The sequence below is a fragment of the Bradyrhizobium sp. C-145 genome (assembly GCF_023375135.1).
In the GTDB taxonomy this organism is placed as follows: domain Bacteria; phylum Pseudomonadota; class Alphaproteobacteria; order Rhizobiales; family Xanthobacteraceae; genus Bradyrhizobium; species Bradyrhizobium zhanjiangense.
On the sequence record NZ_CP088150.1, the window covers coordinates 9497806 to 9510306 of the forward strand.

Sequence of the window (12501 nt, forward strand, 5' to 3'; positions counted from 1 at the left end):
TCATTGGTGCGCTCCCTCGCCCGCTTGCGGGAGAGGGTTGGGGAGAGGGTGTTTCCGCAACGGGAGAATCCCCAAGAGGAAAGAACCCTCACCCGGCGCTACGCGCCGACCTCTCCCGCAAGCGGGAGAGGTGAACCATCAAGCCCCAAAGCTCTTCGGCGAGCCCGCGACCGCAACGCCGCCCCCCTGCGTCACCTTCATGACCGCAAGGCCGCGCTCGTTGGTGCCATCCGCGCGGAAGCGGAACAGGCCGTCGATGCCGGCAAAGCCCGAGGGGTTGGTAAGCACATCAGGCGAGAAGCGCGTCGTGCCTTGCGTGCGCGCGAGCGCGGCTACGAGGGCGACCGCATCATAGGCGAGCGTCGCGGTGCGTATCGGGTCGGCGCCGTATTTGGTGCGATAACGGCCGGAGAACGCGCGAAAACCGGCCGGGTCCGGCGCGGCATAGAGACCGCCTTGCAGCGCAGCGCTGGCATAGACGCGCGGATTGTCCCACAGGCCGGTGCCGAGCAGCTGGATGTTGCGCAAATTGGCGCCCGCCGCAGTCATCGCATCCGCCACCGAGACGACGGCATCGCCGTCATCAGCAATGAACAGCGCGTCCGCGCCGCCGAGCTGCTGCGCCACGGTCCGCGCCGGCGTGGCGCGATCGGCGCCGTATTTCTCGAAGGCGACGATGCGCCCGCCACGCCGCGGCACCGCCGCCTTCACGGCGGCTTCGACGACATTGCCATAGGCATTGTCGGGCACGAGCACCGCGACGGAGCGTTTTCCGATGCTGGCGGAATATTCGACGATGCGGTTGACGTCGGACTCCGGCAGGAAGCTCAGCAGATAGACGCCGCGTCCGGCGATACTGGAATCGGTCGAGAACGCGATCACCGAAATGCCACGCGTGCGCGCGACCTGCGCCACCGCGGGCACCGACTGCGCGAACAGCGGTCCCAGGATGATCTCGGCGCCCTCATCGACCGCCTGCTGCGCACCTGCTTGCGCGCCTTGCGGGCTGCCATTGTCGTCCTTGATCAGGAGCTGGATGTTCGGGTTCTGGAACTCGGCCAGCGCCATCTCGGCGGCGTTGCGCATGGATTGCGCCGCGAGGCCCGCATTGCCGGCGGCCGAGAGCGGCAGGATAACGGCGACCTTCACCCCGCCGGTGCCCGCGGTCGCGGCCTGTTGCGGCGGGCCAGCCGGCTGAGCCGGGGGCGCCGAGCTGGAGAACTGACTGAGACTCTGCTGCACGCCGGCGCAGGCCGACAGCAAGGGCGCGCCGAGCAGGAGGCCGAGCGCACTCCGCCGGGTCGCCGACGACGATCGGGGCCCGGGAGCGGAAGACTCCTCCGAAGAGGAAGATCTGGGATGACGCGGGCCCACCATGGCAACTTCTCTTCCGACCGGCCGTCGGCAGCCGGTCACTCTGTCCACGACACAAGCCGGGGATTCAGGCATATTGTCGACGAATAGTTAACCAAAACAAAAGGATAATAGCCACTTAACGCGGCTGCCGTCCCCTCCTGGCCAGCTGTTCGCCGTTACTCACGCAGCATCAAGGCGGCGTTTCGGTCGCGAATATGGCGCGAGGACCCTTACTCCCTCGCAACGCGATCCCGGATCGATCACATTCCCGTCCGCCCTCACCTCGGCACGATCTTTTTCGAAGAGCCGGTTCCCAGCCCTACGGATCGTGCCTAAGTTGACTTCATTATGCGCGCAAAGCCGGCCCCGATAAATACGCCTGAAGCTCAAGATGCCGCCTCGCGCGGCTTCTCCATCGACGCCCATCGGCTTACGGCGCCGAAGGCGGCGCCCGGCCTTCATCTGGTGGCGACGCCCATCGGCAATCTCGGCGACATCACCCTGCGGGCGCTTCAGACGCTCGCCGGCGTCGACGTCATCGCCTGCGAGGACACCCGCATCACCCGGCGCCTGACCGAGCGCTACGCCATCGCTGCACAACTCAAGCCCTATCACGAGCACAACGCGGAAGCCGCGCGCCCAAAGATCCTGGAGGCGCTTGCGGCAGGCGGCTCGGTCGCGCTGGTCTCTGACGCCGGCACGCCGCTGATCTCCGATCCCGGCTTCAAGCTGGTGCGCGAGGTCTGCGCTGCCGGCCATGCGGTCTATGCGCTGCCCGGCCCGTCGTCGGTGCTGGCGGCGCTGTCCGTCGCAGCGCTGCCGACCGACCGCTTCTTCTTCGAAGGCTTTTTGCCGGCGAAATCGGCCGCGCGCCGCGCACGCCTGGCCGAGCTTGCGCGCATCGACGCGACGCTGGTGATGTTCGAATCGGGCAATCGCATGCAGGCCACATTGACCGATCTCGCCGAGATCATGGGTGAACGAGAGGCCGCGGTTTGCCGCGAGCTGACGAAGTTGCACGAGGAGGTCAGGCGTGCGCCCCTCGCCGAGTTCGCGCGGCAAGCCGACGCGCCGGAGACGCGCGGTGAATTCGTTCTGGTGATCGGTCCGCCTGCAGCAAACGCCGACGTGCTGGCATCGGATGCGCTCGACGGTCTCTTGCGCGAGCAGCTGGCCGCGCACAGCGTCAAGGATGCCGTGGCGCATGCGGTCGCACTTTCGGGCCGGCCACGACGCGAGGTCTACGCCCGCGCGCTCGAGCTCGCAAAAGACGTGCACAAGGACTTGCGGGGCGGCGATGGCGAAGACTGAGGTCCCGGCGGAACCGAAAGTCGCCTCGCCCGAGCGCGTCGCCGCGTTCCGCACCGGCATCTCCGCCGAGAGCCGCGCCGCCGCCTTTCTCATGGCCAAGGGCTACCGCATCCTCGCCAAGCGTTATCGCACCCCGCATGGCGAGATCGACATCGTGGCGCGCCGCCGCAATCTGATCGCCTTCGTCGAGGTCAAGGCGCGGGCGACGCTGGATGACGCCGCCTTCGCGGTGACGCCGCGCCAGCAGCAGCGCATCATCGATGCCGCACAAGGCTGGCTCGTGGCGCATCCCGAGCATGCCGAATTCGAATTGCGATTCGACGCCATGCTGATTGCGCCGCGATCACTTCCGCGCCATGTGTTGGCGGCATTCGACGCCTCGACCTGAAAGGCAGACCATGAAACTGAACGTCGCCGTCCAGATGGACCCCATCGCCCGCATCAACATCAAGGGCGATTCCACCTTTGCACTGCTCCTGGAGGCGCAGAAGCGCGGCCACGGCCTGTCCTATTACACGCCGGACAAGCTCTCGATGGTCGGCGACGAGCTGGTCGCTCCGGTTCAGCTCCTCACGGTGCGCGACGAGCCCGGCGACCATTTCACCCTCGGGGAGCCCAGGCGCGAGGCGCTCAACGGCTTTGACGTGGTGCTGCTCCGCCAGGACCCGCCGTTCGACCTCGCCTACATCACCTCGACGCATTTCCTGGAGCGCATCCATCCGAAGACGCTGGTCGTCAACGATCCCGCCTCGGTGCGGAACGCGCCGGAAAAGCTGTTCGTCATGAACTTTCCGCAGCTGATGCCGCCGACCCTGATCTCGCGCGACCTCGACGAGATCAACGCCTTTCGCGACAAGCATGGAGCCGTTGTCATGAAGCCGCTGCACGGCCATGGCGGCGCCGCGGTTTTCCGCGTGATGCCGCAGGACATGAATTTCGGCTCGCTGTTCGACATGTTCTCGGTGACGTTCAAAGAGCCCTGGGTGATCCAGCAATTCATCCCCGAGGTGAAGCACGGCGACAAGCGCATCATCCTCGTCAACGGCGAGTTCGCCGGCGCGGTGAACCGCGTCCCGGCCGCGGACGACCTCCGCTCCAACATGGTGCGCGGCGGCGCGGCGCAGGAGACCGAGCTCACGGTGCGCGAGCGCGAGATCTGCGCCACCGTCGGACCGGCGCTGCGCGAGCGCGGCCTCCTGTTCGTCGGCCTCGACGTCATCAACGGCAACCTCACCGAGATCAACGTCACCTCGCCGACCGGCATCCGCGCCATTGCGCGGCTCGGCGGCCCAGATGTGGCGGCGAAGATCTGGGACGCGATCGAGCAGAAGCGGGCGAAGTAGCGTCGGGCTACGCAGGCGTCAATTTATCACCGTCATCCTGAGGCGCTTGTCCTGCATAGCAGGACGAGCCTCGAAGGACGACGGCCCGGCTGCATCCCGGCCGCTCATCCTTCGAGGCTCGCCTTGCGATGCGTTGCATCGACAGCCTCGCACCTCAGGATGACGGATCGCCGACGCGTCGCAGCACACACTGCGATGACGCGCGACTTCGAGCCTCTCCCATCACTAACCACCCATTCACCATGACGCCCCCGCGCTGCATCCGCACGCGTCTCACGCGCTACGTGAATCTACGGGGCCGCTGGCCGACCGAATAACGCCGCGTTCACCATCTGCCGAAAACCCGCAGCGTGATCGGCCATCACATTCGACCTCGCAACACCCCTTATACTTTTACTCCCTACTCATCGACGGGGGGAACCCGCCACGTGCGGTTCGAGTGCCCCGCGTAAGAGTAGAAGAGTATGAATACCGCACGCATTGTCGTTCTCGTCATCGCACTGGGCGCCGGCGGCGTCGCTGCGTATCTGGCGAGCAGCTATCAGAGTGCGCCCGCGCCCGTTCTGCCCGTCGCCGAGAAGCTTCCGACAGTCGAGGTCCTCGTTGCGAAAAACGACATAGGGCTCGGCCAGGCCGTGAAGCCCGAGGATCTGCTATGGCAGGCCTGGCCGGCGGCGACCGCGAGCAACGCCTTCATCCGCCGCGACAGCAGGCCCGAGGCGCAGACCCAGATCGCCGGCTCGATCGCGCGCGTGCCGTTGATGCAGGGCGAGCCGATCCGCGAGCAGAAGCTGGTCAGGGCCGAAGGCTCCGGCTTCATGGCTGCGATCCTGCCTTCCGGCATGCGGGCCGTCTCCACCGAAATTTCAGCCGAGACCGGCGCCGGCGGCTTCATCCTGCCGAACGACCGCGTCGACATCGTGCTGACCCGCCGCCTGAAAAATCCCGACACCAACGGACCGACCGGCGGCAATGACCTGATCGTGTCCGAGGTCATCCTGACCAACATCCGCGTGCTCGCGATCGACCAGGCGCCGAAGGAGAAGGACGGCCAGACCGCCGTGATCGGCAAGACCGTCACGCTCGAGCTCAAGCCTGACCAGGTCGCCACGCTGTCGGCTGCGCGCCAGGGCGGCACGCTCCAGCTCGCGCTGCGGAGCATCGTCGATGCCAACGCAGTCGATGGCACGCCCGAGGACCAGGCGGTCAAGCGTCCCGCCGGCGTGAATGTAATTCGTTACGGCGTGCAGGCGCGGCAACTGACGTCACAGAAGTGATGATGGGGATAGCATGAACTACGGGGATGATCGGACGGGCGTGCGCATTCGGGGGAAGCGCGCGCGCTCGTTCTTGGCGGGGGCGATGCTGATGCTGGGGCTGCTCGCAGCCCCCGACCGGCTCAGTGCCGCGGACGCACCGGTCGGCGACCAGACACCGATGCAAGCGCCTGATCTCGGTGTGTCGCCGGTCGCGACGATCGCGCCGGCACGGACGCGCTTCCTGTCGCTCGGCGTCGGCAAGTCCGTCGTCATCGACCTGCCGCGCGAGGTCAAGGACGTGCTGGTGGCCGATCCCAAGATCGCCAACGCGGTGATTCGCTCGGCGCAGCGCGCCTATATCATCGGCGGCCAGGTCGGCCAGACCAACGTGGTGTTCTTCACCGCCGACGGCCAGCAGGTCGCCTCCTACGACATCGCGGTGAAGCGCGACCTCAACGGCATGCGCGCCGCGCTGCGCCAGTCGCTGCCGGGCGTGCAAATCGAAGGCGTCGGCGACAGCGTGATGCTGACGGGCTCGGTATCGAGCCCGGTCGAGGCCCAGCAGGCCGGCGACGTCGCCGCAAAGCTCGTCGGCGGCAGCGACAAGGTCGTCAACAACATCGTCGTGCGCGGCCGCGACCAGGTGATGCTCAAGGTCGTCGTCGGCGAAGTCCGCCGCGATATCGTCAAGCAGCTGGGTGTCGATCTCAGCGCCAGCCTGAACGCCGGCACCGCGGTGGTGAACTTCAACAACTCCAACCCGTTCTCGGTCTCTGGTGGGCCGATCGTCGCCAACAACGGGCTCGGCGTCGCCGGCCTCGCCAAGGGCGTCGCCACCGTCAGCGCCACGATGCGCGCAATGGAAAGCGCCGGCGTCATGCGCACCCTGGCCGAGCCGAGCCTGACCGCGATCTCGGGCGAATCCGCAACCTTCATCGCCGGCGGCGAATTCCCGATTCCGGCCGGCTATTCCTGCGATCCGGTCACCCACGTCTGTACCACCCAGGTCACCTACAAGAAGTTCGGCATCTCCCTGAATTTCACCCCGGTCGTGCTCAGCGAAGGCCGCATCAGCCTGCGCGTCATGACCGAGGTCTCGGAGCTGTCGAATACGAACGCGATCACGCTGACGCAGGCGGTGTCCTCGACCTCGAGCAACTCCATCACGATCCCCTCGGTTCAGACCCGCCGCGCCGAAACGACGCTGGAAATTCCCTCCGGCGGCTCGATGGCGATGGCCGGCCTGATTCAGCAGCACACCAAGCAGGCGATCAACGGCCTGCCCGGCGTCGACCAGGTGCCGATCATCGGCGCGCTGTTTCGCAGCCAGGACTTCGTCAACAACGAGACCGAGCTGATGGTGATCGTGACGCCCTATGTGGTGCGCGCCGTCGCCCAGAAGGAATTGTCGCGGCCCGACGACGGTTTCGCGCCGGCCTCCGACGCGCAGACGGCGCTGCTCGGCCGCATGAACCGCCTTTATGGCATCGCGCGCCGCGTCGATCCGATCAACGGCACGCCTGGCGATTTCGGTTTCATCATCGACTGACGACAAGCGGACGGCCCGGGGGAACGGGACAGGAAACGGGCAAGAGGGGATCAAGCGATGACGAGGACGATAGCCGACCGACGCCGCCACTTCAGCGTAGCGATGGCGCTGACGGGACTGTCCGTCATGCTGGGTGCGTGCAACACCACCGGTGAAATCGTCACTCAGACGGTGCCGACCGACTATCGCCAGCGCCACCCGATCGCGGTGCAGGAGGGCAAGCGCTCGATCGTGATCTTCGTCGGCAAGGCGCGCGGCGGCCTCTCGGCTGCGCAACACGCGGATGTCGTCGGCATTGCCCGGGACTGGGTGCGCGAAGGCACCGGCTCCGTCGTCGTCGACGTGCCCACCGACACCGCGAATTCGCGCGCGGCGGCGGCAACCTATCAGGAAATCCGCTCCGTGCTCGCATCCGGCGGCGTGCCCTCGCGCGCCATCGTCCAGCATCCCTATCGTCCCGAGGATCCCGGCCTCCTGCCGACGATCCGGCTGAGCTATTCCAAGATCAGCGCGGTGGCCGGACCCTGCGGACTGTGGCCGGAAGACGTTGGTCCGAACATCCTCGACCCCGGCTACAACGAGAACCGGCCGTATTTCAATCTGGGCTGCGCCAGCCAGCGCAACCTCGCGGCCATGATCGACAACCCCGCCGACCTCGAGCAGCCGCGCGCCGAGACGCCCGCCTACACCGCTCGGCGCGACATCGCCTTCGACCGCTATCGCAAGGGCTCGCCCACTGCGACTGCCTATCCCGAGGCCGACAAGGCCAAACTCAGCGACACCGGCAAATGACAGGCATCCACGACGAAGACGCGGACGATCCGCGGCACCCCGACGAACACATTGCGCCGGTTCCCCGCATCTCGGTGCAGGCCTTTTGCGAGACCGAGCAGACGCTCGCCGCGGTGACCGCGGCGGGGGAGGATCGCCGGCTCGCCAAGGCGCATCTCACTGCCAGGGACGGTGGCCTCGCTGCGGCGATCGAAGTCTATGAATCGATGCCGACGCCGAACGTGATCGTGATCGAGTCCGACGGCACGCGCGACATCCTGGAGGGGCTCGACGACCTCGCCGGCGTCTGCGATCCCGGTACCCGCGTCGTGGTGATCGGCAATCCCAACGACACCGCGCCCTATCGCGAGCTGGTCCGCCGCGGCGTCAACGATTACGTGGTCGGACCGGTCGAAACCCTCGACGTGGTCCGCTCGATCTGCAGCCTGTTCTCGGCGTCGGAAGCCATCATCACCGGCCGTGTCATCGCGGTGGTCGGCGCCAAGGGCGGCGTCGGCGCGTCCACCGTCGCGCACAACGTGGCCTGGACCATCGCCCGCGATCTCGCGCTCGATTCCGTCGTGATCGATCTCGACCTCGCCTTCGGCACCGCGAGCCTCGACTACAATCAGGATCCGGTGCAGGGCATCGCCAACGCGGTGCTGTCGCAGGACCGGCCGGACACGGCGCTGATGGAGCGCCTGCTCGCCAAATGCACCGAGCGGCTCAGCCTGCTGGCCGCGCCCGCGACGCTCGACCGCGTCTATGATTTCGGCGCCGAAGCCTTCGACGCGGTGTTCGACACGCTGCGCATGACCACGCCTTGCATCGTGCTCGATGTTCCCCACCAATGGTCGGGCTGGACCCGGCGCGCGTTGGTCAACGCCGACGACATCGTGATCGTCGCCGAGCCCGATCTCGCCAATTTGCGCAACACCAAGAACATGCTGAGCGTGCTCAAGGCGGCGCGGCCGAACGACCGGCCGCCGCTGTACTGCCTCAACCAGGTCGGCATGCACAAGCGGGCGGAGATCGAGGTCAAAGCCTTCGCCAAGACCATGGAGAGCCAGCCGCTCGCGGTGATCCCGTTCGATTCGAAGCTGTTCTCGACCGCTGCCAACAATGGCCAGATGATCGCGGAGGTCTCCAAGAGTCACCGCACCACCCTTCTGTTCCAGAGCATGGCGAACCGCCTCGCCGGCCGCGGCGAGGTGAAGAAGCCGAAGCGTTCGCTGCTCGGGCCGCTGCTGAAAAAGCTGAAGGGCAGGTCGGGCCGCGGATCCGCCCCGCATCGCAAGGCGTCGTAAGGCTGGAAGCGTCTTCGAGCGAACTGGCTACCGGCTCGCGTGAAGACAACGCGTCAAAACGAGAATCTACGAACAGCGTGGGCTATCTGTCCGCTCGCTGCTGCTTCTTCGCCAGCAATTGCCGCAGCGCCGTGACCTTTGCCGCCGCTTGATCCGGCGGCAGATCGGCCTTCACGATGGTCTCGGCCTCCGCCTGCTTTCCTTCCAGCCCCAGCACGAGCGCGAGATTGGCGCGCACGCGGGGATCTCCGGGATTGCGCTCATGCGCGCGGCGCATCGTTTCCTCTGCCCGCGACAGATTGTTCTGGAGCATGTAGGACAGGCCGAGATTGGACAACACCTGCGGCTCGTCGGGCACGATCTTTAGGGCGGTCGCGTAATATTGCTGCGCCTCCTCGTTGCGGCCGAGCTGATCGAGCGCCGCGCCCTGCGCCGACAGGATGCGCCAATCCGGATCCTCGGGCGTATGCGCACGGCCGAGAACATCGAAGGCCTGCTGAAAATTGCCGTTGTCGGCGAGCGCGCGGCCATAGCCGGCGAGCAATGCCTTGTTGCTGGGATGGGCGAGCACGGCCTGCTCCATCACCGCGACGGCCTGCGCCCGCTGGCCGCTCTCGCGCAGCGCCTTGCCGTAGGCGAGCGCAACGCTGGGATCGCCGGGCTTGGCGCGGTAGCGCTCACGCAGGGCGTCCATGTCCGGCTTGGCGTCGGCCGTGACGGTCGTTTCAGATCTGACGCCGAGCGCGCCGGTCACATCCTCGATGCCATTGGTCTGGCAGCCGCCGAGCACGAGCACCATGAACACGGGAAGCAGGAATTTCGCCGAAGGAAAGGCGGCGGACGGACGCTTGGGCATACTCTGATCACTCGGCGACTGATCAGAGATGCTTACCCATTAACGCTAAAGCCCGGTTAAGGAGGCGCAACCATTAAGGCCTAATCGACGAACTCCGCGCCGAACTCGCAGCCGATGCGCCAGCGCAGGCGGCATTGGCGGGAATAATCGGGCGCGAAGATGATGGTGAATTGCGGCGGCACTTCCAGGAATTCCGCCACCACTTTCACGCCGCCATCCGAAATATCCGTGATCGTGCAGTCGCGCGGCAGCGAGCCCGCGCCAAAATGGATCTTGGCCAGCCGGCTGCACACCCGGCGTTCGCTTCTCCGGCGATTTGCAAGCATTTGAATTCTTCACCCGTTAGATCACGGCCCATCCCGCAGCCTGAGGAGTAGCGGACATTCGTTGGAATGTGCTGAGGAGAGCCGCTCGCATTCGAGGCGTAGTGTCCGCTTCACGTTTACGACTGGTTAGGGCTGGCTTGGCCTTTGGAAATGTTCCTGTATTGTTCTTGCGAAGGGCCCCAGGCTCTGCTACCCCTAATTGCGCGAGAGGGCAGGCTGGTTCGAGCAATGGTTCAGCGGGTTTCTACCGTCGCCTTTGAGGGGATCGAGGCCCGTGCGGTCGACGTGCAGGTGCAGGTCGCCCCGGGCCTGCCGGCCTTCGCCATCGTCGGCCTGCCGGACAAGGCGGTGTCGGAGGCGCGCGAGCGGGTCCGTTCGGCCCTGATCGCCTCGGGGCTGGCGCTGCCGGCGCGGCGGATCATCGTCAATCTGGCGCCGGCCGACCTGCCCAAGGAGGGCAGCCATTACGACCTGCCGATCGCGCTCGGGCTGATGGCGGCGATCGGCGCGATCCCGCCGGATGCGCTGACGGGTTTCACGGTTCTGGGCGAGCTCGGCCTCGACGGGTCGATCGCGCCGGTCGCAGGTGTCCTGCCCGCCGCGATCGGCGCCAATGGACGCGAGGAGGGCCTGATCTGCCCCGCCGCCTGCGGCTCGGAGGCGGCCTGGGCGAGCCCGGACATCCAGATCATCGCCGCACAATCGCTCATTCAGATCGCCAACCATTTCAAGGGCACGCAGGTGCTGTCGCGGCCCTCACCGAAGGTGCATGAAGCCGCCGCCTCGTCCCTCGACCTGCGCGATATCAAGGGCCAGGAAAGCGCCAAGCGGGCGCTGGAGATCGCAGCTGCCGGCGGGCATCACCTGCTGATGATCGGTGCGCCCGGCGCGGGCAAGTCGATGCTGGCGGCGCGCCTGCCCTCGATCCTGCCGCCGCTGTCGCCGAGCGAATTGCTCGAAGTCTCCATGATCGCGTCCGTCGCCGGCGAGATCGAGGGCGGCGCGCTGACCGCGCGGCGGCCGTTCCGCTCGCCGCATCACTCCGCCAGCATGGCCGCGCTCACCGGCGGCGGCATGCGCGCCAAGCCCGGCGAGATCTCGCTGGCGCATCAGGGCGTGCTGTTCCTCGACGAGCTGCCCGAGTTCGATCCGCGCGTCCTGGATTCGCTGCGCCAGCCCTTGGAGAACGGCGAGGTCGCGGTGTCGCGCGCCAATCACCGCGTCACCTACCCTGCCCGCTTCATGCTGGTGGCCGCAATGAATCCCTGCCGCTGCGGCAATGCGTTCGAGCCCGGCTATGCCTGCAAGCGCGGCCGCATCGACCGCTGCACCGGCGACTACCAGGCGCGCATCTCCGGTCCCCTGATGGATCGCATTGATCTGCGCATCGAGGTGCCGGCAGTGACCGCGGCCGATTTGATCCTGCCGCCGCCGGCGGAAGGCTCCGCCGAGGTCGCCGCGCGCGTCGCGGCCGCACGCGACATCCAGCTTGCGCGTTATGCCGATGCCGGCCTGCCCAACGTCCGCACCAATGCCGAGGCGCCGGCCTCGGTCCTGGAAGAGATTGCCAAGCCGGATGCGCAGGGCGCCAAACTGCTGCGCGACGCCGCCGAGACCATGCGGCTGTCGGCGCGCGGCTATCATCGCGTGCTGCGGGTCGCGCGCACGCTGGCTGATCTCGACAACGCCGACAAGATCGGCCGCTTGCACCTCGCCGAGGCCCTGTCCTACCGCGCACTCGCGGAGGATGTGCGGCAGTTGGCCTGATCATTCCGCGCATCAACCCGGCGGTAACGAGTTTCCTTTACGCTCTGCAAACCATAAGCCCCATGTGTTTCCAACACGAGTTCCCGAGGGGCCCGGGCGAGTAGAGTGTCATGTTGCGTTTCAAGATCCTGGCCTCGGTTGTCCCCCTGTTGGCAGCGGCGGTGTTCGCCCGCGCCGAGATCGGATCGGTCTCGCATCCCTGCATCGCCCTCGGCGAGACCTCGGTCGAGCTCACAACTCTGTTCTGGACCGCCGGCGTGCACGTCGCCTTCACCGAGGATCCCGCGCAGGCCACGGTGCGGGTTCAGGTCACCGACGATGCGGACGCTGCGGATTTCGCGGTGGTGGACGACGGCCTCGGTTCGGAATCGGAATCCTGCCAGGCCGCTCCGGCGACGCGCCTGGTCTCGATCGCGGCGCAGCCCGTCGATGGCGCTCAGGTGATCTATCTCTCCACCGAAGGGCCGGCTGATTACCGCATCTATGTGCGCTCGAAAACGTTCTCGCAGCGCGAGGCGGCGGCACTGATCGTCGGCGCCCGCGGCGGCCACCGCCAGCTTCAGGCCGCCTCGCTCTGAAGCATTAACACCTCGTCAACCCTGTTTGGAGGCGGCGCCGAAGCCTCAAACTGTTCGCAAGGTCGAGGCGACATCGTC

12 protein-coding genes are annotated in these 12501 nt (G+C 66.7%); 9 read left to right on the forward strand and 3 right to left on the reverse strand.

Annotation, left to right across the window (positions count from 1 at the left end; translation table 11 throughout):
- Positions 1–138: 138 nt before the first annotated feature.
- On the reverse strand, positions 139–1377 hold the full coding sequence (locus LRP30_RS44725; protein ID WP_249758941.1) for a penicillin-binding protein activator: 1239 nt from the start codon (positions 1375–1377) through the stop codon (positions 139–141).
- Positions 1378–1704: 327 nt separating this feature from the next.
- Between LRP30_RS44725 and rsmI the strand changes: the two genes are divergently transcribed.
- The 7 genes from rsmI to LRP30_RS44760 all read left to right on the forward strand — a co-directional run bounded on the left by rsmI (position 1705) and on the right by LRP30_RS44760 (position 8896).
- On the forward strand, positions 1705–2667 hold the full coding sequence (rsmI, locus tag LRP30_RS44730; protein WP_249758942.1) for a 16S rRNA (cytidine(1402)-2'-O)-methyltransferase: 963 nt from the start codon (positions 1705–1707) through the stop codon (positions 2665–2667).
- On the forward strand, positions 2654–3055 hold the full coding sequence (locus LRP30_RS44735) for a YraN family protein (RefSeq protein WP_128930485.1): 402 nt from the start codon (positions 2654–2656) through the stop codon (positions 3053–3055). Before rsmI ends, LRP30_RS44735 begins: the two co-directional genes overlap by 14 nt.
- A gap of 10 nt (positions 3056–3065) precedes the next feature.
- Positions 3066–4010 carry a glutathione synthase gene (gene gshB, locus LRP30_RS44740; RefSeq protein ID WP_249758943.1) on the forward strand — a complete coding sequence of 315 codons (945 nt, stop codon included), beginning with the start codon at positions 3066–3068 and terminating at the stop codon, positions 4008–4010.
- A gap of 464 nt (positions 4011–4474) precedes the next feature.
- Positions 4475–5287 carry a Flp pilus assembly protein CpaB gene (cpaB, locus tag LRP30_RS44745; protein WP_249758944.1) on the forward strand — a complete coding sequence of 271 codons (813 nt, stop codon included), beginning with the start codon at positions 4475–4477 and terminating at the stop codon, positions 5285–5287.
- Positions 5288–5300: 13 nt separating this feature from the next.
- Positions 5301–6818 carry a type II and III secretion system protein family protein gene (locus LRP30_RS44750; RefSeq protein WP_249758945.1) on the forward strand — a complete coding sequence of 506 codons (1518 nt, stop codon included), beginning with the start codon at positions 5301–5303 and terminating at the stop codon, positions 6816–6818.
- Positions 6819–6875: 57 nt separating this feature from the next.
- Positions 6876–7610: a CpaD family pilus assembly protein gene (locus LRP30_RS44755; RefSeq protein ID WP_128930488.1), complete on the forward strand. Its 735-nt coding sequence runs from the start codon at positions 6876–6878 to the stop codon at positions 7608–7610.
- Positions 7607–8896 carry an AAA family ATPase gene (locus LRP30_RS44760; protein WP_249758946.1) on the forward strand — a complete coding sequence of 430 codons (1290 nt, stop codon included), beginning with the start codon at positions 7607–7609 and terminating at the stop codon, positions 8894–8896. The genes LRP30_RS44755 and LRP30_RS44760 overlap by 4 nt, the downstream gene beginning before the upstream one ends.
- Before the next feature lie 82 nt (positions 8897–8978).
- On the opposite strand, the gene LRP30_RS44765 is transcribed toward LRP30_RS44760, so the two are convergent.
- Complete coding sequence (locus LRP30_RS44765) at positions 8979–9752, reverse strand: tetratricopeptide repeat protein (protein ID WP_249758947.1); 774 nt, start codon at positions 9750–9752, stop codon at positions 8979–8981.
- 80 nt (positions 9753–9832) lie between these two features.
- Positions 9833–10078, reverse strand: coding sequence for a PilZ domain-containing protein (locus LRP30_RS44770; protein WP_018644993.1), 246 nt, complete (start codon positions 10076–10078; stop codon positions 9833–9835).
- 228 nt (positions 10079–10306) lie between these two features.
- Here LRP30_RS44770 and LRP30_RS44775 point away from each other — a divergent pair, with 228 nt between their 5' ends.
- Entirely contained in the window at positions 10307–11845 is a 1539-nt protein-coding gene (locus LRP30_RS44775) for a YifB family Mg chelatase-like AAA ATPase (RefSeq protein WP_128930491.1), read from the forward strand.
- Between the two features lie 110 nt (positions 11846–11955).
- Positions 11956–12423, forward strand: coding sequence for a hypothetical protein (locus tag LRP30_RS44780; protein ID WP_249758948.1), 468 nt, complete (start codon positions 11956–11958; stop codon positions 12421–12423).
- The last annotated feature ends 78 nt before the right edge of the window (positions 12424–12501 follow it).

What these genes read in the sequence shown, in the direction of transcription:
- LRP30_RS44725 (WP_249758941.1), bottom strand. Translation starts at nt 1,377, where the DNA reads ATGGTGGGCCCGCGTCATCCCAGATCTTCCTCTTCGGAGGAGTCTTCC.
- rsmI (WP_249758942.1), top strand. Translation starts at nt 1,705, where the DNA reads ATGCGCGCAAAGCCGGCCCCGATAAATACGCCTGAAGCTCAAGATGCC.
- LRP30_RS44735 (WP_128930485.1), top strand. Translation starts at nt 2,654, where the DNA reads ATGGCGAAGACTGAGGTCCCGGCGGAACCGAAAGTCGCCTCGCCCGAG.
- gshB (WP_249758943.1), top strand. Translation starts at nt 3,066, where the DNA reads ATGAAACTGAACGTCGCCGTCCAGATGGACCCCATCGCCCGCATCAAC.
- cpaB (WP_249758944.1), top strand. Translation starts at nt 4,475, where the DNA reads ATGAATACCGCACGCATTGTCGTTCTCGTCATCGCACTGGGCGCCGGC.
- LRP30_RS44750 (WP_249758945.1), top strand. Translation starts at nt 5,301, where the DNA reads ATGAACTACGGGGATGATCGGACGGGCGTGCGCATTCGGGGGAAGCGC.
- LRP30_RS44755 (WP_128930488.1), top strand. Translation starts at nt 6,876, where the DNA reads ATGACGAGGACGATAGCCGACCGACGCCGCCACTTCAGCGTAGCGATG.
- LRP30_RS44760 (WP_249758946.1), top strand. Translation starts at nt 7,607, where the DNA reads ATGACAGGCATCCACGACGAAGACGCGGACGATCCGCGGCACCCCGAC.
- LRP30_RS44765 (WP_249758947.1), bottom strand. Translation starts at nt 9,752, where the DNA reads ATGCCCAAGCGTCCGTCCGCCGCCTTTCCTTCGGCGAAATTCCTGCTT.
- LRP30_RS44770 (WP_018644993.1), bottom strand. Translation starts at nt 10,078, where the DNA reads ATGCTTGCAAATCGCCGGAGAAGCGAACGCCGGGTGTGCAGCCGGCTG.
- LRP30_RS44775 (WP_128930491.1), top strand. Translation starts at nt 10,307, where the DNA reads ATGGTTCAGCGGGTTTCTACCGTCGCCTTTGAGGGGATCGAGGCCCGT.
- LRP30_RS44780 (WP_249758948.1), top strand. Translation starts at nt 11,956, where the DNA reads ATGTTGCGTTTCAAGATCCTGGCCTCGGTTGTCCCCCTGTTGGCAGCG.